The sequence below is a fragment of the Streptomyces sp. NPDC033165 genome, assembly GCF_055577965.1.
On the sequence record NZ_JBVIPK010000001.1, the window covers coordinates 127,878 to 150,353 of the forward strand.

General features: G+C 71.4%; 18 protein-coding genes. 9 read left to right on the forward strand and 9 right to left on the reverse strand.

The window, feature by feature from the left end:
* Positions 1 to 20 precede the first annotated feature (20 nt).
* A complete protein-coding gene (locus ACZ5WC_RS00615; RefSeq protein ID WP_096629115.1) occupies positions 21 to 374 on the forward strand; it encodes a hypothetical protein in 354 nt (117 codons plus the stop codon).
* 6 nt (positions 375 to 380) lie between these two features.
* Here the strand turns inward: ACZ5WC_RS00615 and ACZ5WC_RS00620 are convergent, their stop codons facing one another.
* Positions 381 to 1,088, reverse strand: coding sequence for a class I SAM-dependent methyltransferase (locus ACZ5WC_RS00620; RefSeq protein WP_468538619.1), 708 nt, complete (start codon positions 1,086 to 1,088; stop codon positions 381 to 383).
* 126 nt (positions 1,089 to 1,214) lie between these two features.
* On the opposite strand from ACZ5WC_RS00620, the gene ACZ5WC_RS00625 reads away from it, so the two are divergent.
* A complete protein-coding gene (locus ACZ5WC_RS00625; protein ID WP_468539383.1) occupies positions 1,215 to 1,526 on the forward strand; it encodes a DUF6343 family protein in 312 nt (103 codons plus the stop codon).
* A 38-nt stretch (positions 1,527 to 1,564) separates the two neighbouring features.
* Here ACZ5WC_RS00625 and ACZ5WC_RS00630 read toward each other — a convergent pair whose 3' ends face one another.
* From ACZ5WC_RS00630 to ACZ5WC_RS00640, 3 genes are all read right to left on the reverse strand, one after another.
* Positions 1,565 to 1,933 (reverse strand): tetratricopeptide repeat protein, encoded by a 369-nt coding sequence (locus tag ACZ5WC_RS00630; RefSeq protein ID WP_468538620.1) that lies wholly within the window; start codon positions 1,931 to 1,933, stop codon positions 1,565 to 1,567.
* 112 nt (positions 1,934 to 2,045) lie between these two features.
* Positions 2,046 to 2,648 carry a dephospho-CoA kinase gene (gene coaE, locus ACZ5WC_RS00635; RefSeq protein WP_096629110.1) on the reverse strand — a complete coding sequence of 201 codons (603 nt, stop codon included), beginning with the start codon at positions 2,646 to 2,648 and terminating at the stop codon, positions 2,046 to 2,048.
* A gap of 31 nt (positions 2,649 to 2,679) precedes the next feature.
* On the reverse strand, positions 2,680 to 3,618 hold the full coding sequence (locus ACZ5WC_RS00640; RefSeq protein ID WP_468538622.1) for a PAC2 family protein: 939 nt from the start codon (positions 3,616 to 3,618) through the stop codon (positions 2,680 to 2,682).
* A gap of 271 nt (positions 3,619 to 3,889) precedes the next feature.
* Between ACZ5WC_RS00640 and ACZ5WC_RS00645 the strand changes: the two genes are divergently transcribed.
* Positions 3,890 to 4,861, forward strand: coding sequence for a right-handed parallel beta-helix repeat-containing protein (locus tag ACZ5WC_RS00645; protein ID WP_468538624.1), 972 nt, complete (start codon positions 3,890 to 3,892; stop codon positions 4,859 to 4,861).
* 113 nt (positions 4,862 to 4,974) lie between these two features.
* Here the strand turns inward: ACZ5WC_RS00645 and rpsA are convergent, their stop codons facing one another.
* Positions 4,975 to 6,486 (reverse strand): 30S ribosomal protein S1, encoded by a 1,512-nt coding sequence (gene rpsA, locus ACZ5WC_RS00650; RefSeq protein ID WP_468538625.1) that lies wholly within the window; start codon positions 6,484 to 6,486, stop codon positions 4,975 to 4,977.
* Between the two features lie 410 nt (positions 6,487 to 6,896).
* On the opposite strand from rpsA, the gene ACZ5WC_RS00655 reads away from it, so the two are divergent.
* Together ACZ5WC_RS00655 and hrpB are read left to right on the forward strand one after the other, a co-directional pair.
* Positions 6,897 to 7,736 (forward strand): class I SAM-dependent methyltransferase, encoded by an 840-nt coding sequence (locus ACZ5WC_RS00655; protein ID WP_468538627.1) that lies wholly within the window; start codon positions 6,897 to 6,899, stop codon positions 7,734 to 7,736.
* Between the two features lie 57 nt (positions 7,737 to 7,793).
* On the forward strand, positions 7,794 to 10,298 hold the full coding sequence (gene hrpB, locus ACZ5WC_RS00660) for an ATP-dependent helicase HrpB (protein ID WP_468538628.1): 2,505 nt from the start codon (positions 7,794 to 7,796) through the stop codon (positions 10,296 to 10,298).
* On the opposite strand, the gene pgfA is transcribed toward hrpB, so the two are convergent.
* The 3 genes from pgfA to ACZ5WC_RS00675 all read right to left on the reverse strand — a co-directional run bounded on the left by pgfA (position 10,285) and on the right by ACZ5WC_RS00675 (position 13,338).
* On the reverse strand, positions 10,285 to 11,250 hold the full coding sequence (gene pgfA, locus ACZ5WC_RS00665) for a cell envelope lipid trafficking protein PgfA (protein ID WP_468538629.1): 966 nt from the start codon (positions 11,248 to 11,250) through the stop codon (positions 10,285 to 10,287). The two genes, hrpB and pgfA, sit on opposite strands and share 14 nt — an antisense overlap.
* Positions 11,251 to 11,275: 25 nt before the next feature.
* Positions 11,276 to 11,413 carry an SPW_0924 family protein gene (locus ACZ5WC_RS00670; RefSeq protein ID WP_468538631.1) on the reverse strand — a complete coding sequence of 46 codons (138 nt, stop codon included), beginning with the start codon at positions 11,411 to 11,413 and terminating at the stop codon, positions 11,276 to 11,278.
* 140 nt (positions 11,414 to 11,553) lie between these two features.
* Positions 11,554 to 13,338 carry a lytic transglycosylase domain-containing protein gene (locus tag ACZ5WC_RS00675; protein ID WP_468538632.1) on the reverse strand — a complete coding sequence of 595 codons (1,785 nt, stop codon included), beginning with the start codon at positions 13,336 to 13,338 and terminating at the stop codon, positions 11,554 to 11,556.
* Between the two features lie 188 nt (positions 13,339 to 13,526).
* Here ACZ5WC_RS00675 and ACZ5WC_RS00680 point away from each other — a divergent pair, with 188 nt between their 5' ends.
* A complete protein-coding gene (locus ACZ5WC_RS00680) occupies positions 13,527 to 14,399 on the forward strand; it encodes a DUF4184 family protein (protein WP_468538634.1) in 873 nt (290 codons plus the stop codon).
* A gap of 63 nt (positions 14,400 to 14,462) precedes the next feature.
* Here the strand turns inward: ACZ5WC_RS00680 and polA are convergent, their stop codons facing one another.
* On the reverse strand, positions 14,463 to 17,174 hold the full coding sequence (polA, locus tag ACZ5WC_RS00685; RefSeq protein WP_468538635.1) for a DNA polymerase I: 2,712 nt from the start codon (positions 17,172 to 17,174) through the stop codon (positions 14,463 to 14,465).
* Positions 17,175 to 17,342: 168 nt separating this feature from the next.
* Between polA and ACZ5WC_RS00690 the strand changes: the two genes are divergently transcribed.
* From ACZ5WC_RS00690 to ACZ5WC_RS00700, 3 genes are all read left to right on the forward strand, one after another.
* Positions 17,343 to 19,625: an FdhF/YdeP family oxidoreductase gene (locus ACZ5WC_RS00690; protein WP_468538636.1), complete on the forward strand. Its 2,283-nt coding sequence runs from the start codon at positions 17,343 to 17,345 to the stop codon at positions 19,623 to 19,625.
* A 97-nt stretch (positions 19,626 to 19,722) separates the two neighbouring features.
* Positions 19,723 to 20,193, forward strand: a complete 471-nt coding sequence (locus tag ACZ5WC_RS00695; protein ID WP_096629096.1) for a PaaI family thioesterase — start codon at positions 19,723 to 19,725, stop codon at positions 20,191 to 20,193.
* Between the two features lie 915 nt (positions 20,194 to 21,108).
* On the forward strand, positions 21,109 to 22,341 hold the full coding sequence (locus ACZ5WC_RS00700) for a branched-chain amino acid ABC transporter substrate-binding protein (RefSeq protein ID WP_468538638.1): 1,233 nt from the start codon (positions 21,109 to 21,111) through the stop codon (positions 22,339 to 22,341).
* Positions 22,342 to 22,476 lie beyond the last annotated feature (135 nt).

The following is a 22,476-nucleotide window of genomic DNA, read 5'->3' on the forward strand; positions in this document are numbered from 1 at the left end:
GATCAGACGAGGACCCGCCCATGTCCGTGACCGCGACCGTTCACCGCCGCCGACGCCGCCTCGGCATCGCCGCCGGAGTCTCGCTTCTCGCCCTCGCCGCCTCCGGCTGCTCCGGGCTCGGCCGCACGGCGGTCGGCCCCGTGACGTACACGACGGAGCGCGAAGCGGTGGTGCAGGTGAACAGCCCGTCGGTGCGCGGCTGCCACAGGATCGCCCCGGCCGGAGCCCACGAGATCGAGAACGGGACGCTCGTCGACATCATCCTGTACCCCACCCGCGACTGCACCGGCGAGGGGACGGCGTACGTGGCGACACGGTTCAGCGATGTGACTCCGCCGGGTAGCGTGTGGCGCAGCTACAGCTTCGTGCACTGAAAGCACTCAGCGTGTCAGCGGGGCTGGGCGGGCCAGGACCCAGGTGCCGTCGTCGGTGAGGGTGCGGTCCACCGCCAGTCCCGCCGCCGCGAGATGTCGGGCGAGATCCGCCTCGGACAGCTCCCGCGACAGGAACGTCTGCGTCCACCGCGCGTCGTCGAAGTGATACTCCGCGCGCACCGAACGCACCCCGTCGCCCACCGGCTCGGCGGAGACGATCCGGATGAGGCCGCCGGAGGGGTCGCGCCGCTCCCAGGGCAGCTCCGAGCGGTGCGCCACGCCCTCGCGCTGGATGAGGACGATCCCGTCGTCCCGCACATGGGCGCGGCAGACGCGCAGCATCGCGTCACGCACCCGGTGCTCGCCCGCGTGGACCAGGAACGAGCCGAGCAGCACCACATCGAACCGCTCGTCGCCCAGGTGCAGCGACTCGATGGGGCTGCGCACCGTGCGCGCCCCGACGATCTGTTCCAGCATCTCCGGTGACTCGTCCACCGCCGTCACGGCGAACCCTCGCCGCACGAGCGGATGCGTCACCCGGCCCGCCCCGCAGCCCAGTTCGAGGATGCTCCCTCCGGCAGGAGCCACCCCAGCGATCACGTCCGGCTCCTCGCCGACGGACAGCCTGCGATACAGCTCCACCGCGCACCCGTCCGGCGTGATGACCCCCGGGCCGGTCCCCTCGTACCCCTCGCGCACCGAAGACTCGTCCATGCCTGACGAACGGGCCGCCGACGGCGACAGTTCCCGTCCCGTCACGCCCGGTCGGCGGCGGACCCGCAGCGTAGTGGGCGCCACCCGGGCCGCCACATCCTGTTCCGTCCGCCGCCGCACGGGTCCATCCTGGGAAGTGAGGCGATCGTCATGCGTACTGGCAGTGAACCCGCGACCGCCCGCAGTCCGCTGCGGATGCGGCTCTGGCTGAGCCTGTGGGGGACGTTCTGGGCCCTCTTCGGCCTGGCGGCCTTCTCCCTCACCGGGCGGCCGGGCTGGGCCGTGGCCTGCGCGGTGGTGCTGGTCATCGCGGTTCTCGACCTCTTCGTGATCGCGTACCGCATGCGCCAGGGCCCGCGCTACCAGCCGGGCCGGGACATCCCGCCGTACGAACCGGACCACGGCGACGGCCGGCCAGGGCGACCGAGGCAACCCTGAGCGGGTGGGGCGGCAAGCGGGAGAAGCGCCCCGAGCGGTCAGACCCCCTCGTCGAACTTCGCCGCCCGCAGGTACTCCGGCTTCGGGTCGAGCGCCGCCGCGAGCCGGAAGTGCCGGGTCGCCTGTTCCGGGCGTCCGGCCCGCTCGAAGGTGCGGGCCAGCGCGAAGTGGGCGAACGCGTTGTCCGGCTCACGCTCCAGCACCAGTTCGAATTCCAGCTCGGCCGGGCGCAGTTGGGCGGCGGCGAAGAAGGCTCGGGCCCGCAGCAGCCGGGCCGCGGTGTTCTCCGGGTGAGCGGCGATCACCGAGTCGAGCAGCTTTACCGCGCCCCGGGGGTCCCGGGCGTCGAGCAGTTGCTCGGCAGCCCGGAAATCGATGACATGGGTTTCCGGGTTTCTCTCGGGCACGGTCGCATCCTTCCCTCACTCGCGCGTTTCCAACGTCCGCCCCGGCTCCGGTATTCCGGGCGGGGCGGACGCGGGTGCGGGCTCCACGGGTGCGGGCTCAGTGGGTGCGGGCTCAGTGGGCGGCGGCCCGGCGGACCAGCTCGTCCCAGACCTTGCGGACCTGCGGTTCCAGCGCCTCCAGCGGCCCGTCGTTGTCCACGAGCAGGTCGGCGACGGCCCGGCGCTGCTCCCGGGTCGCCTGGGCGGCCATCCTGGCACGGGCGTCGGACTCGGTCATTCCGCGCAGCGTCACGAGCCGGTCGAGCTGGGTCTCGGGCGATGCGTCGACGACCACGACCAGGTCGTAGAAGGGTGCGAGGCCGTTCTCGGTGAGAAGCGGGACGTCGTGGACGACGACGGCGTCCGCTGGAGCCGCCCGCTCCAGTTCGGCCGCCCGGGCGCCGACCAGGGGGTGGACGATCGCGTTCAGCGCGGCTCGGCGGTCGGCGTCGGCGAAGACGAGCGCGCCGAGCGCCGGGCGGTCCAGGGTGCCCTCGGGGGTGAGGATGCCCGGACCGAACTCCTCGACGACGGCCGCGAGTCCGGGCGTACCGGGCTCGACGACCTCGCGGGCGATCCGGTCGGAATCGATCAGCACGGCCCCGTACTCGACGAGCAGCCGCGACACTTCGCTCTTGCCGGCGCCGATCCCGCCGGTCAGGCCCACCTTCAGCATGGACCGCAGCCTACGGGGCGGGGCCGCCCGCTCAGCCCTCGCCCTCCCGCTCGGCGAGGAAGCGTTCGAACTGGCGGCCGATCTCGTCGGCGGACGGCAGGTCGACCGGTTCGGCGACCAGGTTGCCGCGCGTCTCGGAGCCGGCGACCGCGTCGTACTGGTGCTCCAGGCCCTCGACGAGGGAGACCAGCTCCTCGTCGCCCTGGCCGATCTGGCGGTCGATCTCGGTCTGCGTCCGGTGCGCCTCGGTGCGCAGGGAGTGCGCCAGAGCGGGCAGCACCAGGCCGGTCGCCGCGGTGATGGCCTCCAGCGCGGTCAGCGCCGCGTCCGGGTAGGAGGACCGGGCGACGTAGTGCGGGACGTGGGTGGCGACCCCGAGGACGTCGTGGCCGGACTCCATGAGCCGGTACTCGATGAGCGCCTCGGCCGAACCGGGGACCTGCGCCTCGTCGAAGGGGCTGCGGTGGCCCGGCATCAGGTCGGTGCGGTTGCCGTGCGGGGTGATGCCGACGGGGCGGGTGTGCGGCACGCCCATCGGGATGCCGTGGAAATTGACCGCGAGGCGCACCCCGAGACGCTCGACGATCTGCTCGACCGCTGCGGCGAACCGCTCCCACTCCACGTCCGGCTCCGGCCCCGACAGCAGCAGGAAGGGCGCTCCGGTGGCGTCCTGGACCACCCTGACCTCCAGGGTGGGGGCCTCGAAGGACGTCCAGCGGTCGCGCCGGAAGGTGAGCAGGGGGCGCCGTGCGCGGTAGTCGACGAGCCGGTCGTGGTCGAAGCGGGCGACGACCTGGTGCGGCAGCGTCTCCAGCAGTCCGTCGACGATCTGCTCGCCGGTCTCGCCCGCGTCGATGTATCCGTCGAAGTGGTAGAGCATGACCAGGCCGGCCGACTCCTGCGCCAGCGCCATGTCGACGACGGCCAGGCCCTTCGGCTCCCATTCGTACAAACTCTGCGGATCAGGCACGGTTACCGCTCCTCCTCGTGTTCCTCCAGAAGAACGCACCCGCCCGCACGAGCATTCCCCGTAACCGCACTTTCCGGCAACGAAGCTTCACGGCGCGTCAGTTACCGGTCCGGACGCACAGGCCCGCGCGTTACTGGTCCAGACCTTGACGTGCCCCGCCGCCGTCCCTACCGTCACTGGGCAACACGTTCAGCAGTGCGTTCTATATTCATGTACGAGAACGGCTGCGTGTACGGGAACGTCCTGGACCTCCGACGGGAAGGCACCCCCCATGCGCACCCGCACCCCGTTCACCGTCCTGCTCGCCGCCTTTCTCGCCACCGGCGGGCTCGCCCTGACCTCCACCGTGAGCGCCTCCCCCGCGAACGCCGCAGCCGTGATCGACGTGTCCACCGCCGCCCAGCTCAAGTCGGCGCTCACCTCCGCCTCCCCCGGCGACACGATCCGGCTCGCCGATGGCACGTACACCGGGAACTTCAAGGCCACCCGGCCCGGCACCTCCGGGGCCCGGATCACCCTGACCGGTTCCAGCAGGGCGGTCCTGACGGCGGGCGGCGGCTACGGGCTCCACCTGAACGGAGCATCGTACTGGACCGTCCAGGGGGTCACGGTCAGGGGCGGCCAGAAAGGCATCATGGCCGACGCGGCGAACGGCGTCGTCATCGACTCGGTGACCGTGCACGATCTGGACATGGAGGGGGTCCACTTCCGCACGTCCTCCAGGAACGGCGTCCTGAAGAACTCCCGCATCCACGACACCGGTCTCAACGGCCGCGGCATGGGCGAGGGCGTGTACGTCGGGTCGGCCGGTGACCTCTCCGACCGGAGTGACAACGTGCGGATCCTCAACAACACGATCGGCCCCGGTGTCGGCGGTGAGAACATCGACATCAAGGAAGGGACCACCGGCGCCCGGATCATCGGCAACACCTTCGACGGAAGCGGTCTCACCGGCGCCAACTACGACGACTCCTGGGTCGACGTGAAGGGCAACAACGTCCTGGTGGAGGGTAACAAGGGGTCCCGCACCACCAACAACGGCTACGAGACCCACACCCAGCGGAGCGGCTGGGGCTGCGGCACCGTCTTCCGCGACAACACCTCGAACCTGTCCGGTGCCACCGGCGGCCGGCAGCTCGCCATCAACGTCACCAACAACAGCGCCGGCTGCCGCACCACGGTGTACGCGAGCAACACCGTCACCGGCGGCAAGGGTCTGACCAACATCACCGTCACGCCGTAGACGCGCGGAAGCAGCCCCGCATACGCGAGTGAGGCCCGCCCCCCCGAAGGGAACGGGCCTCACTCAGTGCTCTACAGCTTTACCGCAGCCGATGAGCCGTCGGGGTCGGAGCGTCAGCTCTGGCCGCCCGCCAGCTTCTCGCGCAGTGCGGCCAGGGCCTCGTCCGACGCCAGGGCGCCGGAGTTGTCCGCCGACTCCGAGGAGTACGAGCCGCCACCGGTGCCGCCGGAGGCGGCCGGAGCAGCGCCGGCCGGGGCGGCAGCGCCCTCGGCAGCGGCGGCCTCGTCGGCCTCGCGGGACTTGATGACCTGGGCCTGGTGCTGCTCGAAGCGCTGCTGCGCCTCGGCGTACTGCGTCTCCCAGACCTCGCGCTGCGCCTCGAAGCCCTCAAGCCAGTCGTTGGTCTCGGGGTCGAAGCCCTCGGGGTAGATGTAGTTGCCCTGGTCGTCGTAGGACGCGGCCATGCCGTACAGGGTCGGGTCGAACTCGACCGAGGCCGGGTCGCCACCGAAGGACTCGTTGGCCTGCTTCAGCGAGAGGCTGATGCGACGGCGCTCAAGGTCGATGTCGATGACCTTGACGAAGATCTCGTCGTTGACCTGGACGACCTGCTCCGGGATCTCCACGTGGCGCTCGGCCAGCTCGGAGATGTGGACCAGACCCTCGATGCCCTCGTCGACACGGACGAACGCACCGAAGGGAACGAGCTTGGTGACCTTACCCGGGACGACCTGACCGATCTGGTGCGTCCGGGCGAACTGCTGCCACGGGTCTTCCTGCGTCGCCTTGAGCGACAGCGAGACGCGCTCGCGGTCCATGTCGACGTCGAGGACCTCGACGGTGACTTCCTGGCCGACCTCGACAACCTCGGAGGGGTGGTCGATGTGCTTCCAGGAGAGCTCGGAGACGTGCACGAGACCGTCGACGCCACCCAGGTCCACGAAGGCACCGAAGTTGACGATCGAGGAGACGACGCCGGAGCGGACCTGACCCTTCTGCAGGGTGGTGAGGAACGTCTGGCGCACCTCGGACTGGGTCTGCTCAAGCCAGGCACGGCGGGACAGGACCACGTTGTTGCGGTTCTTGTCCAGCTCGATGATCTTCGCCTCAAGCTCCTTGCCCACGTAGGGCTGGAGGTCGCGGACACGACGCATCTCGACGAGCGACGCCGGGAGGAAGCCGCGGAGGCCGATGTCGAGGATGAGACCACCCTTGACGACCTCGATGACGGTACCGGTGACGATGCCGTCCTCTTCCTTGATCTTCTCGATGGTGCCCCAGGCACGCTCGTACTGAGCGCGCTTCTTCGAGAGGATCAGGCGGCCTTCCTTGTCCTCCTTCTGGAGAACCAGGGCCTCGATCTCGTCGCCGACCTTGACGACCTCGTTCGGGTCGACGTCGTGCTTGATCGAGAGCTCGCGGCTCGGGATGACACCTTCGGTCTTGTAACCGATGTCGAGGAGAACCTCGTCCCGGTCAACCTTGACGATGACACCGTCAACGATGTCGCCGTCGTTGAAGTACTTGATCGTCTCGTCGATCGCCGCGAGGAACGCGTCCGCGTCGCCGATGTCGTTGACCGCAACCTGCGGAGTGGTGGCGGTGGTCTCGGTGCTGCTCGTCATGTGGGAAAGGGCTCCGGTACGGACAGAGAGTCGTAGGTACTGCTACGCCGAAAGCCCGTATCGCCTCTGCAGAAGCCGGACAGCCTGTAAAGCGCCCAACCCGTTTCCGGGGGAGGTGCCTCGACAACCGAGGGGACATGCAACAGACGCGAGCGCGGCCTGCTAGGTCTGAGGCGCGCAGGCTCGCAGCGCAACTTGTAGCATACGGGGGCAGCCGGACAGGGTCAATGCGCGAAGGCGCATACCCGGGGCACATCGCCCCATTCCCGGCGCAACTCATGTTCTCCGAGGCCACATCGGCCCGAACACACTACGGCACGGCGTCGCGAACACGCGTCCGTACCCCCGGGGTGCACCCCCTGGTGCGTACCGCGCGCGACGGGTGAAGGCAAACTACAACGACGGGCACGATGAGCCAAGAGATCCACGGGACCTACTCCGCAGAGGCCGCCGGACCCGCCGAGCCGGAGGCCACCCGGCGGGCGGCGGACGAGGCGGAGAGCAGCCGGGCCAGCCGCGGCTGGTGGGACCGGAACGCCGACGAGTACCAGACGGACCACGGGAGCTTCCTCGGGGACGACCGCTTCGTCTGGGGCCCGGAGGGGCTGGACGAGGCGGAGGCCGCCCTGCTGGGCCCCGCGGCCTCACTGAAGGGCCTGGACGTGCTGGAGATCGGCGCCGGGGCCGCCCAGTGCTCGCGCTGGCTCGCCGGCCGGGGCGCCCGCCCGGTGGCCCTCGACCTCTCCCACCGCCAGCTCCAGCACGCCCTGCGGATCGGCGGGGACGTCCCGCTCGTCGAGGCGGACGCGGGCCGGCTCCCCTTCCGGGACGCCTCCTTCGACGTGGCCTGCTCCGCGTACGGTGCGGTGCCCTTCGTCGCGGACCCCGTGCGGGTCTTCCGCGAGGTGCACCGGGTGCTGCGGCCCGGCGGCCGCTGGGTCTTCTCCGTGACCCATCCGGTCCGCTGGGCGTTCCCGGACGAGCCGGGGCCCGAAGGGCTGTCCGTCGCCGCCTCCTACTTCGACCGCGTCCCCTACGTCGAGCAGGACGAGCGGGGCAACGCCGTCTACGTGGAACACCACCGCACCCTGGGCGACCGGGTCCGGGACGTCGTGGCGGGCGGATTCCGGCTGGTCGACCTCGTCGAACCGGAATGGCCCGCGTGGAACGACCAGGAGTGGGGCGGCTGGTCCCCGCTGCGCGGCAACCTGATCCCGGGCACCGCGATCTTCGTGTGCGAGCGGGACTGAGCCACCGCCGACGGGCCGGGCGGAACCCTTGAGGACACTCCGTACGACACTGGGGGCGTGATCCGCACCGAAGCCCTGGAACGTCTGCCCGTCCGCACCGCCGTGCCCGCCCTGGAGCGTGCGCTCGACGACCGGGGCGTCGCCGTGCTGTGCGCCCCGCCCGGTACCGGCAAGACGACCCTCGTGCCCTTGGTCCTGGCCGGGCTGACCGGCGACGGGCCGGTGCGCCGGGTCGTGGTCGCGGAGCCGCGGCGGATCGCCGCACGGGCCGCGGCGCGGCGGATGGCCTGGCTGCTGGGAGAACGGCCGGGCGGACGGGTCGGCTTCACCGTGCGCGGCGAGCGCGCGGTGGGGCGGGAGACGGTGGTGGAGGTCGTGACCACCGGGGTGCTGCTCCAGCGGCTCCAGCGCGATCAGGAGCTGGCCGGGGTCGATGCGGTGATCATCGACGAGTGCCACGAGCGCCATCTGGACGCCGACACGGTGGCCGCCTTCCTCCTGGACGTACGGGAGGCGATCCGGCCCGATCTGCGGCTGGTGGCGGCGTCCGCGACGACGGACGCGGAGGGCTGGGCCCGGCTGCTGGGCGATGCCCCGGTGATCGAGGCGCAGGGCGTGTCGCATCCGGTGGAGGTGGTGTGGGCGCCGCCTGCCCGGCCGGTCAGGCCTCCGCACGGGATGCGCGTCGACCCGGCGCTGCTGACGCATGTGGCGGCCACCGTTCGGCGGGCCCTCGCGGAGAGGGAGGGGGACGTGCTCTGCTTCCTGCCCGGTGTCGGGGAGATCGGGCGGGTGGCCGGGCAGCTGGCCGGGGTGGACGCCGAGGTGCTCCAGGTGCACGGGCGCGCCCCGGCCGCCGTGCAGGACGCGGTGCTCGCCGGGTCGTCCGAGGGCCGGCGGGTGGTGCTGGCGACCTCGGTGGCGGAGTCGTCGCTGACGGTGCCGGGCGTGCGGGTCGTCGTCGACTCCGGCCTCGCCCGGGAGCCCCGTACCGACCACGCCCGGGGCCTGAGCGCCCTGACCACCGTACGGGCCTCCCAGGCGTCCGGGCAGCAGCGTGCGGGCCGGGCGGGGCGGGAGGCTCCGGGGGCCGTGTACCGGTGCTGGGAGCAGGCCGAGGACGGGCGGCTCGCGCGCTTCCCGGCCCCGGAGATCAAGGTCGCCGACCTCGCGGCGTTCGCGCTCCAGGCGGCGTGCTGGGGCGACCCGGACGCCTCGTCGCTCGCTCTGCTGGACCCGCCGCCCGCCGGGGCGATGGGCGCGGCCCGCGAGGTGCTGGGGGCGGTCGGCGCGGTGGACGCGGCGGGCCGGGTCACCGACCGGGGCGTACGGATGTCCCGGCTCGGGCTCCATCCCCGGCTGGCGCGGGCGCTGCTGGACGGGGCCGCGGAGGTCGGGGCGCGGCGGGCCGCGGAGGTGGTGGCGCTGCTGAGCGAGGAGCCGCCGAGGGAGTACGGGGACGATCTCGCGGCGGCGCTGCGGACCGCCCGCCGGGGCCAGGACGGCTACGCGGGGCGCTGGCGGCAGGAGGTGCGGCGGTTGTCGGCCTCGCTGGGCGACACCGGGACAGCACTCCCGGGAACCTCCGATGACGCCGCCGTCGGCCTCGTCGCCGCCCTGGCGTTCCCGGAGCGGGTGGCGCGGTCCCGGGGCGAGGGGGCGTTCCTGATGGTGTCGGGGACGGGTGCGGAGCTGCGGGACGGGTCACGGCTGCGCAGCGCTCCCTGGCTGGCCGTGGCCGTCGCGGACCGGCCCGCCCACGCGGCCTCGGCCCGGGTGCGGCTGGCCGCGGTGGTCGAGGAGGACACCGCGCTCCTGGCCGCCGGGCAGCTGCGGGTGCGGGGCGAGGAGGTCCGCTGGGTGGACGGCGATGTGGTGGCCCGGTCGGTGGACCGGGTGGGGGCGGTGGAGCTGGCGGTACGGCCCCTGAAGCAGCCCGATCCGGAGCTGGTGCGCGGCGCCCTGGTGGAGGGGCTCGGGCGGAACGGGCTCGGGCTGCTGCGGTGGACCCGGGACAGTGAGCAGTTGCGGCTGCGCCTGGCGTTCCTGCACCGGGTGCTGGGGGCGCCCTGGCCGGACGTGTCGGACGGGGCGCTGCTCGCGGATCCGCGGGCCTGGCTGGAGCCGGAGCTGTCGCGGGCGCGGCGGCGGGCGGACCTCGGGCGGATCGACGCGGGCCAGGCGCTGCGCCGGCTGCTGCCGTGGGCGACGGGCGAGGCCGTACGCCTCGACGAGCTGGCGCCGGAGCGGATCGAGGTGCCGAGCGGTTCCCGTATCCGGGTCGAGTACGGCGGCGAGCAGCCCGTACTGGCGGTGAAGCTCCAGGAGTTGTTCGGGCTGGCCGAGACGCCCCGGGTGGCCGGGGTGCCGGTCCTGGTCCACCTGCTCTCCCCCGCCGGGCGGCCCGCGGCCGTGACCGCGGACCTGGCGTCGTTCTGGCAGGACGGCTACAAGGCCGTACGGGCGGAGCTGCGCGGCCGCTACCCGAAGCATCCGTGGCCGGAGGACCCCGCGACCGTACGGGCGACGCGGTTCACCTCGGCGCGGCTCAAGCGCCCGTAGGGGTCTTCGGGGTCCGGGAGCGCGCCTCCAGCCAGAGCGCCAGCGCGAGCAGTGCGATGCCGAGGCCGAGGAAGCCCCAGGGCAGGTACGAGGTGAGGAGGAGGACCAGGACGCGCTGGGACTTGACCAGGTCGACGGTGTCCACGATGTAGTCCTCGCGCATCTTCACATGGCCGTCGAACGCGGTGACCGTGTCCTTGGACATGCCCATCTTCTTCGCGTCGCGCAGCTCCTCCTTGTGGATCTCCTCGCCGTTGACGGGGGCTCCGGTGACCGGCTCGACCCAGAACATGCGCTTGGTGGTGTACCAGCGGGTCATGCCGGTCCGGGCGATCTGCTCGGCGGTGACGCCCTCGATGGGCATCTTTTTGGGCATCGGGACCTTCGTCCACGGGATGGTCTGCTCGAAGTAGTAGACCTCCAGGCCGCGGAAGGTGCGGGTGCCCTTGTAGTGGATGGGGGCGGTGGTGCGGGTCTGGGCGTCGAAGTACTCGTAGTCCCGTTTCTCGGTGAGGAAGGGCCACTTGAACTCGATGCCCTCGCGCCGGACGGGGTCGCCGTCGACCATCTCGCCGGTGGCGTTGACGGGGGCCTGGCTGTGGGCGTCGAAGATGTAGCGCTCGGGGATCTGGGAGACCATCTTGCCGTCGGGGCCCTGGACGTAGGAGAGCGCGTCCCAGACGACGACGTCGCGCCCGGCGCTGCGTTCGATCTTCTCGGACTCCTCGACGTTGCCCTTGAGGGTCTGGACGATGGTGATCTTCTCGACCTCCTTCGCCTTGAGGGTGGAGTAGTCGAGGAGGGTGGCGGGCTTCGCCTCCAGGACGACTTCCTGGTACTGGTTCGGCGGGACCTTGGCCAGGCGGGGGAACGCGTACCAGCGCAGCAGCGGCGACATGGCGGCGAAGAACACGGCGAAGGCCAGGAGTACGAGACCGGCTCGGCGGCGCATGGTGGTGACCTCTCCGTCTGCGGTGCTACTTCTTCGGGCCGGGGACCGCGGTCAGCAGGGGTTCGGGCGAGGTCTCCCCGGCCGGGGGGCCGACGGCGGCGATCGTGAACACGAGCGCGAGGGCGGCGGCCAGTCCGACGGCGGCGGCGACGAGGGCACGCATGCTCGGCCTCCCGGGACAGCAATCTGATGGATCGTCAGGGTCGGGGCACCGTAGCAACCGGGGCGCGAGATGAGAACACAGCGGACAGCCCCCGCACCGGGTGGGTGGGGGGGCTGTCGGCTTCGGCCGGGCCGGCCGGATCAGGCCTCGGGGGGTGCCGTCTCCTCCGGCGCCTCGACCGCGTCCTCCGGCGCCTCGACCGTCTCCTCCGCCGCCCGGACCGTCAGCTCGACGACGACCGTGGCGCCGCCCTCGGTGGTGAGGAGCAGCTTGTACGTGCCCGCAGTGTCGTCGGCGAAGATCTCCGGGAGCCGGAGCAGGCCGTCGGCGTCCGTGGCGAGCTCCAGGGTCCGCAGCGGCTCGCCGTCCGCGTCCTTCTCGAAGTACGGGCCCTTGTCGTTCTCGACGGGCTTCTCGCCGTCCGTGATCATCGTGGCGGTGACGGCCACTCCGGCGGCGGCAGCGCCCTCGAAGGTCGCCTTGAGAGTGACGGCGTCCTCGAACTTCTCGCCGGGCGCGGCGACGAGCGCCTTCTCGTCGGTCCGCACGATCTCGTCGGCCTGGCGGGCGGTGACGGTCGCCGCGTAGGTCAGGGTGCGCGGCCTGACGGTGCCCGCGACGGCGGTCACGGTGAACTCCCCGGCCTCCTCGCCCGCCTGGAGTTCGGGGGCGGTGGCGGTGCCGTCGGCCCCCGTCTTCACGGTGACGGTCTTCCTGCCTCCCGCGAAGAGTGTTCCGGTGTCCCCGGTGACGGTGAAGGTGACGGGGACCTCGGCGAGCGGGGCGCCGAGCGCGTTGCGGGCGCGGACGGCGATCCGCTCGTCGAACGTGGTGCCCGCGGTGGCGCGCAGCGGGCCGGTGCCCGCGTTCTCCAGGGAGCCGAAGGTCTCGGACGGTGTCGGCGTGGGGGTCGGGGTCGGGGTCGGCGTGGGCGTGGGCGTGGGCGTGGGCTTCGGGCTGGTGGAGCCGCCACCGGGCTTCGAGGGCCCCGGGGTCGGCTTCGTGGCGCCCGGCTTGGACGGGGAGGGCTTGGGGCCCGGGGTGCCGCTCGGGCTGGGGGTGGGGCTCGGACTCGGGGTGGAGCCGGACGGGGTGCTCGGGGCGGTCGGCAGCGCTCCGGTGCCGTCGGGCACCTCGTGCGTACCGCGCTGGTAGTACGCGAACCAGGAGCGGACCGTACGCAGATACTCCGTCGAGCGGTTGTAGCTCAGCACCGCCCGGTCGAGGTCGGCGCCGACGGCCAGATCGCGGTCGTTCGCGCAGAGGTAGCGCCCGGCGGCGAGCGCCGCGTCGTAGATGTTGTTGGGGTCCTTGCGGCCGTCGCCGTTGGCGTCCTGACCCCAGGCGGCCCAGGTCGACGGGATGAACTGCATCGGGCCCACCGCCCGGTCGTGGACCGCGTCGCTGTCGTACGCCCCGCCGTCGGTGTCCTTGATCAGCGCGAAGCCCTGGCCGTTGAGGGCCGGGCCGAGGATCGGGGAGATGGTGGTGCCGTTGGCGTCGACGCGCCCGCCACGGGCCTGGCCGGACTCGACCTTGCCGATCGCCGCGAGGAGCTGCCAGGGCAGCCGGCAGGTGGGGTCGGTGGTCGCGACGGTGCTCTCGGCCTGCTTGTACGCGGCGAGGATCGACGCCGGAATGCCCGCTTCCGTGCCGCTTGCCGCCGGGAGGTTGCCGGAGGAGCCGGGCTTGTCGGGCGTGACGAGGGGCGGAAGGTCCGTGTAGTAGGGCGAGTTGCCGGTCGCGGCACCGTCCTCGGCGCCCGCGGTGTCCTCACCGGCCGCCGTCGGGTCCCCGCCGCCCGCGGAGCCGCCGGTCAGCGGTGCCGCGGGGGCCTGCGAGGCCGCCAGTGCCGCTACGGCGGCCGCCGCCATCGCGGTGTTCGCGGCCCCCTTGCGCAGACGTCGGCCAATGTGCGCTGCCATACGTTCCGGTCCCTCCCCCTCGAAGGCTGCCCGCGCTCCCCAGCGCAAGGCTCTGCCGACCCTACGGCACCATGTGTCGCCCGAGTGCCGAGCCCTGACCGCTTCTTACTGTTTTCTCATCGTTCCCGCGAGCCCGTTGTCCCATCGGTCACGCGATGGTGCCCGAACGGTCCCGCATACTTGCCGCCATGCCGTTCACGCTCAGTCATGCCGTCGCCGTGCTCCCGGCCATCCGCCGGAACGGAACCGCCCGGTCGCCGCTGCTTCCCTCGGCCCTCGTCGCCGGTTCGTTCGCGCCGGACGTCACCTACTTCGCGGACACGGTGATTCCGGGCGCGATGGAGTTCGGGTCCTTCACCCACACGTTCCTGGGCATCGCCACGGTGAACGTGCTGATCGCCGCGGTGCTGGTCGCGGTGTGGGCGCTGCTCCGGGAGCCTCTGGTGGCGCTGTTGCCCGTACGCATACGGGGCCGGGTCCACGCCTTCGTCCGGGGGCAGCGGTGGACCCGGGCCTCGTTCGGGCCGTCCGCCTGGCTGTGGTTCGCCCTCTCGGCCGCGATCGGCGCGGCCACGCATGTGGTGTGGGACGCGTTCACCCACCACAGCCGGTGGGGGACCGAGCTGGTGCCGGTGCTGAGCCGGAGCGTCGGCGGGCTCCCGGTGTACCAGTTCGTCCAGTACGGCAGTTCGGCTCTGGCGTTGGTGGTACTCGGCTGGTTCCTCGCCACGGGCCTGCGGCGCACGGCCGCGGCCCCGGTGCCGGAGGCGCTCCCGGTGCTCGGCCGGGGCGAACGGTGGGGCGCGATCGGTCTGCTGGCCGGCTGCGTGCTGCTGGGGACCGTCCACCGGTGCGCCCGCTGGTACGCCCACTTCGGACGAGTCGAGAGCCCGCTGGACATCATCCCGACCGCCTGCTTCGGCGCGGGCGCCGGGCTGGCGGCCGGGCTGCTGCTGTACGGGGTGGGGATGCGGCTGCTGCGGGAGCGGCACGACAGGGCCCCGGGGCGGGCCGTGCCCGTACCGCAGGAGCGGCGCACGGAAGCAGTCGGCCGGGAGTAGGCGGCAGCACGCGGAAGGCCCGGAACCGCCCAGTGCGGCTCCGGGCCCTTCCCTGTACGCCGGTCAGTGCGCAGCCGACTCCCAGTCCTTGCCGACGCCGACCGAGACGTCCAGCGGGGCGCGCAGCTCGACCGCGTGGGCCATCTCGTGGCGCAGGATCTCCTCCACCTGCTTCCGCTCGCCCGCGGCGATCTCCAGGACGATTTCGTCGTGCACCTGGAGCAGCATCCGCGAGGTCAGGCTCGCCTCGGTCAGCGCCCGGTCCACCCGCAGCATCGCCACCTTCACGATGTCCGCGGCCGTGCCCTGGATCGGGGCGTTGAGCGCCATCCGCTCGGCGGCCTCGCGGCGCTGGCGGTTGTCGCTGTTGAGGTCGGGGAGATAGCGGCGGCGGCCGAGGATCGTCTCCGTGTATCCCGTGGCCCTGGCCTCCTCGACGACCCGGTGGAGATAGTCCCGTACCCCGCCGAACCGCTCGAAGTAGGTGTCCATCAGCACCCGGGCCTCGGCGGGGTCGATGTTCAGCTGCTGGGAAAGGCCGAACGCGGAGAGGCCGTAGGCCAGTCCGTACGACATGGCCTTGATCTTGCGGCGCATCTCGGCGTCGACGGCCGGCTTCTCGACGCCGAAGACCTGGGAGGCGACCGTGGTGTGCAGGTCCTCGCCGGAGGTGAACGCCTCGATGAGACCGGCGTCCTCGGAGAGGTGCGCCATCACCCGCAGCTCGATCTGGCTGTAGTCCGCCGTCATCAGGGTCTCGAAGCCCTCACCGACGACGAAGCCCCGGCGGATCGCCCGGCCCTCGTCCGTGCGGACGGGGATGTTCTGCAGGTTGGGGTCGGTGGAGGAGAGCCGGCCCGTCGCCGCCACGGTCTGGTTGAACGTGGTGTGGATGCGGCCGTCGGCGGCGACCGTCTTGATCAGGCCCTCGACGGTGACTCGGAGCTTCGCCTGCTCGCGGTGGCGCAGCATCAGGACCGGCAGCTCGTGCTCGGTCTGCGCGGCGAGCCAGGCCAGGGCGTCCGCGTCCGTGGTGTATCCGGTCTTGGTCTTCTTCGTCTTCGGCAGGCCCAGCTCGCCGAAGAGGATCTCCTGGAGCTGCTTGGGCGAACCGAGGTTGAACTCGCGGCCGACCGCCGCGTGCGCCTCCTTGACCGCCTGCTGCACGGTCCCGGCGAACTGCTGCTCCATGGACTCCAGATGGGCCCGGTCCGCGGCGATGCCGTGCCGCTCCAGACGGGCCAGGAGGATCGAGGTGGGCAGCTCCATGTCGTGCAGGAGCTCCGCCGCGCCCACCTCCTTCAGACGGGTGGTGAACGCGTCGCCCAGGTCGAGCACGGCCCGCGCCTGCGCCATCAGGGCATCCGCTTCGGCCCGGTCGTCCGCGCCGAAGGCCAGCTGCCCGTCGGAGGCGGCGGCCGGGGCCAGCTCGCGGCCCAGATACTCCACGGCCAGCGCGTCCAGGGCGAAGGAACGGCGGCCCGGCTTCACCAGATACGCGGCGAGCGCGGTGTCCATCGTGACGCCTTCGAGCCGCCAGCCCATCTCCGGGAAGACCCGCATCACGTTCTTGGCGTTGTGCAGGACCTTGGGGCGCGCCGGGTCCGCCGCCCAGGCGGCGAACGCCTTCTCGTCGGCCTCGTCGAGCTGGGTCGGGTCCAGCCACGCGGCGGCCCCGTCGGCGGCGGCGAGGGCGACCTCCGTGACCGTGCCGGCCCCCAGCGACCAGGTGTCGACGGTCATGACGCCGAGCGGCTGCTCGCCGTGCGCCTCCAGCCAGGGGGTGACCTCGCCGGAGCCGAGGACCGCGCCGTCCAGCTCGATCCCCGCGGCGGGGGCGGGCGGACCTGCCTCCTCCGCACCCGGGTCGACGGCGAGCAGCCGCTCGCGCAGGCTCGGATTGCGGATCTCCAGGACATCGAGGACCCCGGTGACCGCCGTACGGTCGTAGGGGGCGCGCTCCAGCTCGGCCGGGCTCTTCGGCAGCTCCACGTCGCGGACCATCTCGGTCAGCACGCGGTTCATCTTCACCGCGTCCAGGTGGTCGCGGAAATTCTGCCCGGCCTTGCCCTTGACCTCGTCGGCCCGCTCGACCAGTTCGGCGAAGGAACCGAACTGGTTGATCCACTTCGCGGCGGTCTTCTCACCGACCCCGGGAATCCCCGGAAGATTGTCGGACGGGTCGCCGCGCAGAGCCGCGAAGTCCGGATACTGCTGCGGGGTGAGTCCGTACTTCTCGACGACCTTCTCCGGAGTGAACCGGGTCAGCTCGGAGACCCCCTTGGTGGGGTAGAGCACGGTCACGTTCTCCGTGATCAGCTGGAAGGAGTCCCGGTCGCCGGTGACGATCAGCACCTCGAACCCGGCCGCCTCGGCCTGCGTCGCGAGCGTCGCGATGACATCGTCCGCCTCGAAGCCGTCCACCGCGAACCGGTCCGCGTGCATCGCGTCCAGCAGCTCGCCGATCAGCTCGACCTGCCCCTTGAACTCATCGGGGGTCTTGGAGCGGTTCGCCTTGTACTCAGGGAACTCCTGGGCGCGCCAGGTCTTGCGGGACACGTCGAACGCAACCGCGAAATGCGTGGGCGCCTCGTCGCGCAGGGTGTTCGCCAGCATCGACATGAAGCCGTACACGGCGTTCGTCGGCTGGCCCACCGAGGTCGTGAAATTCTCCGCGGGCAGGGCGAAGAACGCCCGGTACGCCAGGGAGTGCCCGTCCATGAGGAGCAGGCGCGGTCGGTTGTCTGCCGTCTTCTTCGATGCCGTCTCAGCCACGCCCCCGATCCTGCCACGGCCCACTGACAATCCGGACCGGGCGACCCCCGTACGGCCCCCACGCACCCTTGACCCGGTGCCCGGCCGGGTGCGATGTCAGTGGTGCGTGACAGGATCGATACCGAGGCAGAACACCTGCGGAAGAAGCGCTCGAAGGGGAGCAGCATCATGGCCACCAAGCCGCCCACCGGTGACCCGGTCCAGGACGCCCCTCAGGTGGAAGCCGCCCCGCACGCCGCGGCCGGGCTGCCCGCCGTCGCCCACTCCCTGCGCATCGCCCAGCAGCAGATGGGCGTGCGCCGCACGGCGCGGACCCTCCTCAAGGTCAACCAGAAGGACGGCTTCGACTGCCCGGGCTGCGCCTGGCCCGAGGGCGAGAAGCGGCACACCGCGGAGTTCTGCGAGAACGGGGCGAAGGCCGTGGCCGAGGAGGCCACGCTGCGCCGCGTCACCCCCGACTTCTTCGCCGCGCACCCGGTCTCCGACCTCGTCGGGCGCAGCGGCTACTGGCTGGGCCAGCAGGGCCGGATCACCCAGCCGGTGTATCTGGCCGAGGGCGCCGAGCGGTACGAGGCGGTGACCTGGGAGCGGGCGTTCGCGATCATCGCGGAGGAGCTGACGGCCCTCGACTCCCCCGACGAGGCCCTCTTCTACACCTCGGGGCGCACGAGCAACGAGGCAGCGTTCCTGCTCCAGCTCTTCGCCCGCGAGTTCGGCACGAACAACCTGCCGGACTGCTCGAACATGTGCCACGAGTCGTCCGGCTCCGCGCTCACGGAGACCATCGGCATCGGCAAGGGCAGCGTCTCCCTCGAAGACCTCCACCAGGCCGACCTGATCATCGTCGCCGGACAGAACCCCGGGACGAACCACCCCCGGATGCTCTCCGCCCTGGAGAAGGCGAAGAGGTCCGGAGCGAAGATCATCTCGGTGAACCCGCTCCCCGAAGCGGGCATGGAGCGTTTCAAGAACCCCCAGACGCCCCACGGCATGCTCAGGGGCACCCCGCTCAACGACCTGTTCCTCCAGATCCGGATCGGCGGCGACCAGGCGCTCTTCCGCCTCCTGAACAAGCTGATCCTGACCACCGAGGGAGCCGTCGACACGGCGTTCGTCGCCGAACACACCCACGGTTACGAGGAGTTCGCCAAGGCCGCCGAAGCCGCGGACTGGGACGAGACCCTGACCGCGACCGGGCTCACCCGCGCCGAGATCGAGCGGGCCCTCGCCATGGTCCTCGCCTCACAGCGCACCATCGTCTGCTGGGCGATGGGCCTCACCCAGCACAAGCACTCCGTGCCCACGATCCGGGAAGTCGTCAACTTCCTCCTGCTGCGCGGGAACATCGGCCGCCCGGGCGCCGGGGTCTGCCCGGTGCGCGGCCACTCCAACGTCCAGGGCGACCGCACCATGGGCATCTTCGAACGCCCCGCACCGGCGTTCCTGGACGCCCTGGACAAGGAGTTCGGCATCACCTCGCCGCGCCACCACGGCTACGACGTGGTGCGCTCGATCCAGGCACTGCGCGACGGCGAGGCGAAGGTCTTCTTCGCGATGGGCGGCAACTTCGTCGCGGCCACGCCCGACACCGCCGTCACCGAGGCCGCGATGCGCCGCGCCCGGCTCACCGTCCACGTATCGACCAAACTCAACCGCTCCCACGCCGTCACCGGCGCCCGCGCCCTGATCCTGCCGACGCTGGGCCGCACCGACAAGGACGTCCAGGCGAGCGGCAAGCAGTTCGTGACCGTCGAGGACTCCATGGGCATGGTCCACTCCTCGCGCGGCAACCTCACCCCTGCCGGCCCCCACCTGCTGTCCGAGCCCGCCATCGTCGCCCGCCTGGCCCGCGCGGTTCTCGGACCCGATTCCCGTACGGAATGGGAGGCCTTCGAACGGGACTACGCCACGATCCGCGACCGCATCTCCCGCGTGGTCCCCGGCTTCGAGGACTTCAACACCCGCATCGCCCGCCCCGGCGGCTTCACACTCCCCCACGCCCCCCGCGACGAGCGCCGCTTCCCCACCGCCACCGGCCGCGCCAACTTCACCGCCGCCCCCGTCGAGTTCCCCGAACTCCCCTCCGGCAGGCTCCTGTTGCAGACACTGCGCTCCCACGACCAGTACAACACCACCATCTACGGCCTGGACGACCGCTACCGCGGCATCAAGGGCGGCCGCCGCGTCATCATGGTCAACCCCGAGGACGCGGCCGCCCTCGGCCTCGCCGACGGCGCGTACACCAACCTCGTCAGCGAGTGGAAGGACGGCGTGGAGCGCCGCGCGGAGGGCTTCCGCGTCGTCCATTACCCCACCGCCCGCGGCTGCGCCGCCGCCTACTACCCGGAGACCAACGTCCTGGTACCGCTGGACTCCACGGCGGACACCAGCAACACCCCGGCCAGCAAGTCGGTCGTCGTGCGTTTCGAGAGCCCCCAGGACCCCCGCTGACCACCGGTACCTCCCATTCCTCTAAGCGTTCGCTCAGTCGTCTGATAAGAACAGTGCAGACAGCAATGAACCAGCGCAGACGATCGGAGCCGGACCCATGGGCGAGCACACCGAACCCCTCTTCCCGCAGGAAGTCCTCGACGAGTACGCGGCACTGGGCGTCGACCTGCCCGCACTCTTCTCCGCCGGCCACCTCGGCGAGCGCATGGGGGTGACGATCGTCGAGGCCGCGGCCGACCGCGTGGTGGGCACCATGCCCGTCGAGGGCAACACGCAGCCCTACGGCCTGCTCCACGGCGGGGCGTCCGCCGTGCTGGCCGAGACCCTCGGATCCATCGGGTCGATGCTGCACGGCGGGGCCTCCAAGCTCGCCGTCGGCGTGGACCTCAACTGCACCCACCACCGGGGGGTCCGCAACGGCCTCGTGACCGGCATCGCCACTCCCGTACACCGGGGGCGCTCCACGGCCACGTACGAGATCGTCATCACCGACGAGCAGGACAAGCGCGTCTGCACCGCACGTCTGACCTGCCTGCTCCGCGACGCCCCGCGACCCGAGGCCGGCTGACCGCCCGCCCCGTCCGCCACCCCGGGGCCGCCCCACCCACCGCCGTCCCGGGCCGCCCCGTCCGCCACCCCGGGGCCGCCCCACCCACCGCCGTCCCGGGCCGCCCCGTCCGCCACCCGCGGGCCGGGGCGGCCCGCGCACCGGGGCCGGGTGCCACGCCCCGGCCCCGAGGGCCGATCGGTCGTCAGCCTGGCCGGATGCGACCGAACCGGACCCCATGGCGTCACCGCGAGTGACGCCCCGCCCCGCCCCGCACCACCGCACCGCCGCCGGACCAAAATGGTTACCGGGCGGTTGAGTTGAGGCCCCGCCCCATCGAGCCGGAGCCCGCAGGACCATGCGACGAGCCCTCCGTCCGAGCCTCACGAGCCATGACACACCGGCCCGCCCCTCCCGACGGGCGCCACACCCTCCGGAAGATCGCCGGACGGCGACGCCAGCACCGCCGGACACCCTCAAGGACGGCCTCCCGCCGAGGGCGAACCCACCCGGGACTCACCGAAAAAAGTAACTGAGCGTAATGGTGGCGCGGGAAGCGAACCGGCCACCCGTCGACACCCCCACCGCATAGCGAACCCGGGGCGTCACAGTACGCACACACAGACCACCGTCAGTACCGTGATCCCCTCAAGCCCCTTAGCAGAGCTGCGCGTTCTCAGCATGCGGTCATTTCACTCTCCTACGTAAAACACCGCAAATCACCACAGCAATCTCAAGCCTTGCTCAAGGGCATAACAAGAGAGTCACATCCGAGGCCGACCCGTGCCGCACTCCCCCACCTGCGCTTAGAGTCACGGCCAGTCACCGCGCCGCCGGGCGCGTCTGCTGCACGGCCCCCATGTACACCCCCAGTACGGCCCGGCGACCGACACGGCACCTCAAGCAGAGGAGGCCGCGCCAGGGAAAGGACTTTTCGTGCGACACCGTTCTTTGCTCATACTCACCGCCGTGCTCACCACCGGAGCACTGACGCTCACCGCCTGCGGTTCGCGCGACGACAGCAACGGCGACAGCGGTGACGGTGGCAACCAGACCGTCGTCATCGGCCTCGACGCCCCGCTGACCGGCGACCTGTCCGCCCTCGGCCTCGGCATCAAGAACTCCGCCGACCTCGCCGTCAAGCAGGCCAACGCCAAGAAGTACGTCGAAGGCGTCACCTTCGAGCTCCAGGCCCTCGACGACCAGGCCCAGCCGTCCTCCGGCCAGCAGAACGCCAGCAAGTTCGTCGCCGACAAGAAGGTCCTCGGCACCGTCGGACCGCTGAACTCCAACATCGGCGAGTCCATGCAGAAGGTCCTGGCCGACGCGAACCTCGTCCAGGTCTCCCCCGCGAACACCTCGCCCTCCCTCACCCAGGGCCAGAAGTGGAACGAGGGCACCAAGGAGCGCCCCTTCGCCTCCTACTTCCGCACCTCGACCACGGACGCCGTCCAGGGTCCCTTCGCGGCGCAGTACCTCTTCAACGACGCCAAGAAGAAGAAGGTCTTCGTCATCGACGACAAGAAGACCTACGGCGCCGGCCTGGCCGGCACCTTCAAGGCCGAGTTCGAGAAGCTCGGCGGCACGATCGCCGGCACCGAGCACATCGACCCCGAGACCAAGGACTTCTCCTCCGTCGCCACCAAGGTCAAGAGCTCCGGCGCCGACGTCGTCTACTACGGCGGCGAATACCCCGCCGCAGGCCCGCTCAGCAAGCAGATCAAGAAGGCCGGCGCCAAGATCCCGCTCGTCGGCGGCGACGGCATCTTCAGCGGCGAATACATCAAGCTCTCCGGCGCCGAAGGCACCGGCGACCTCGCCACATCCGTCGGCGCGCCGATCGACACCCTCCCGTCCGCCAAGGAGTTCGTCGCGAACTACGAGAAGGGCGGCTACAAGGAGCCCTTCGAGGCCTACGGCGGCTACTCCTACGACGCCACCTGGTCCATCATCGAGGCCGTGAAGGCCGTCGTCGACGCCAACGACGGCAAGCTCCCCAGCGACGCCCGCGCCAAGGTCGCCGAGGCCGTCGGCAAGGTCGAATTCGAAGGCGTGACCGGCAAGGTCTCCTTCGACGAGTTCGGCGACACCACCAACAAGCAGCTCACCGTCTACGAGTACAAGGACGGCGACTGGGCGGCGGTCAAGTCCGGCACTCTCACCAGCTGACACCACCAGCCTGACCTACCACCGGCAGCGGGGGGGGGGGGGGGGGGAAGGAGGGGGGGGGGGGGGGGGGGGGGAGAAAAAAAAAACCACCAAAAAAAAAACAAGCGTGATGATTGTGTGTTTTTCGGCGACACC

Coding starts and splice junctions, on each gene's coding strand:
- rpsA (WP_468538625.1), bottom strand. CDS start 6,486: ATGACGAGCAGCACCGAGACCACCGCCACCACTCCGCAGGTTGCGGTC.
- ACZ5WC_RS00680 (WP_468538634.1), top strand. CDS start 13,527: ATGCCGTTCACGCTCAGTCATGCCGTCGCCGTGCTCCCGGCCATCCGC.
- ACZ5WC_RS00670 (WP_468538631.1), bottom strand. CDS start 11,413: ATGCGTGCCCTCGTCGCCGCCGCCGTCGGACTGGCCGCCGCCCTCGCG.
- ACZ5WC_RS00620 (WP_468538619.1), bottom strand. CDS start 1,088: ATGGACGAGTCTTCGGTGCGCGAGGGGTACGAGGGGACCGGCCCGGGG.
- pgfA (WP_468538629.1), bottom strand. CDS start 11,250: ATGCGCCGCCGAGCCGGTCTCGTACTCCTGGCCTTCGCCGTGTTCTTC.
- ACZ5WC_RS00615 (WP_096629115.1), top strand. CDS start 21: ATGTCCGTGACCGCGACCGTTCACCGCCGCCGACGCCGCCTCGGCATC.
- coaE (WP_096629110.1), bottom strand. CDS start 2,648: ATGCTGAAGGTGGGCCTGACCGGCGGGATCGGCGCCGGCAAGAGCGAA.
- ACZ5WC_RS00690 (WP_468538636.1), top strand. CDS start 17,343: ATGGCCACCAAGCCGCCCACCGGTGACCCGGTCCAGGACGCCCCTCAG.
- ACZ5WC_RS00645 (WP_468538624.1), top strand. CDS start 3,890: ATGCGCACCCGCACCCCGTTCACCGTCCTGCTCGCCGCCTTTCTCGCC.
- ACZ5WC_RS00655 (WP_468538627.1), top strand. CDS start 6,897: ATGAGCCAAGAGATCCACGGGACCTACTCCGCAGAGGCCGCCGGACCC.
- ACZ5WC_RS00675 (WP_468538632.1), bottom strand. CDS start 13,338: ATGGCAGCGCACATTGGCCGACGTCTGCGCAAGGGGGCCGCGAACACC.
- ACZ5WC_RS00695 (WP_096629096.1), top strand. CDS start 19,723: ATGGGCGAGCACACCGAACCCCTCTTCCCGCAGGAAGTCCTCGACGAG.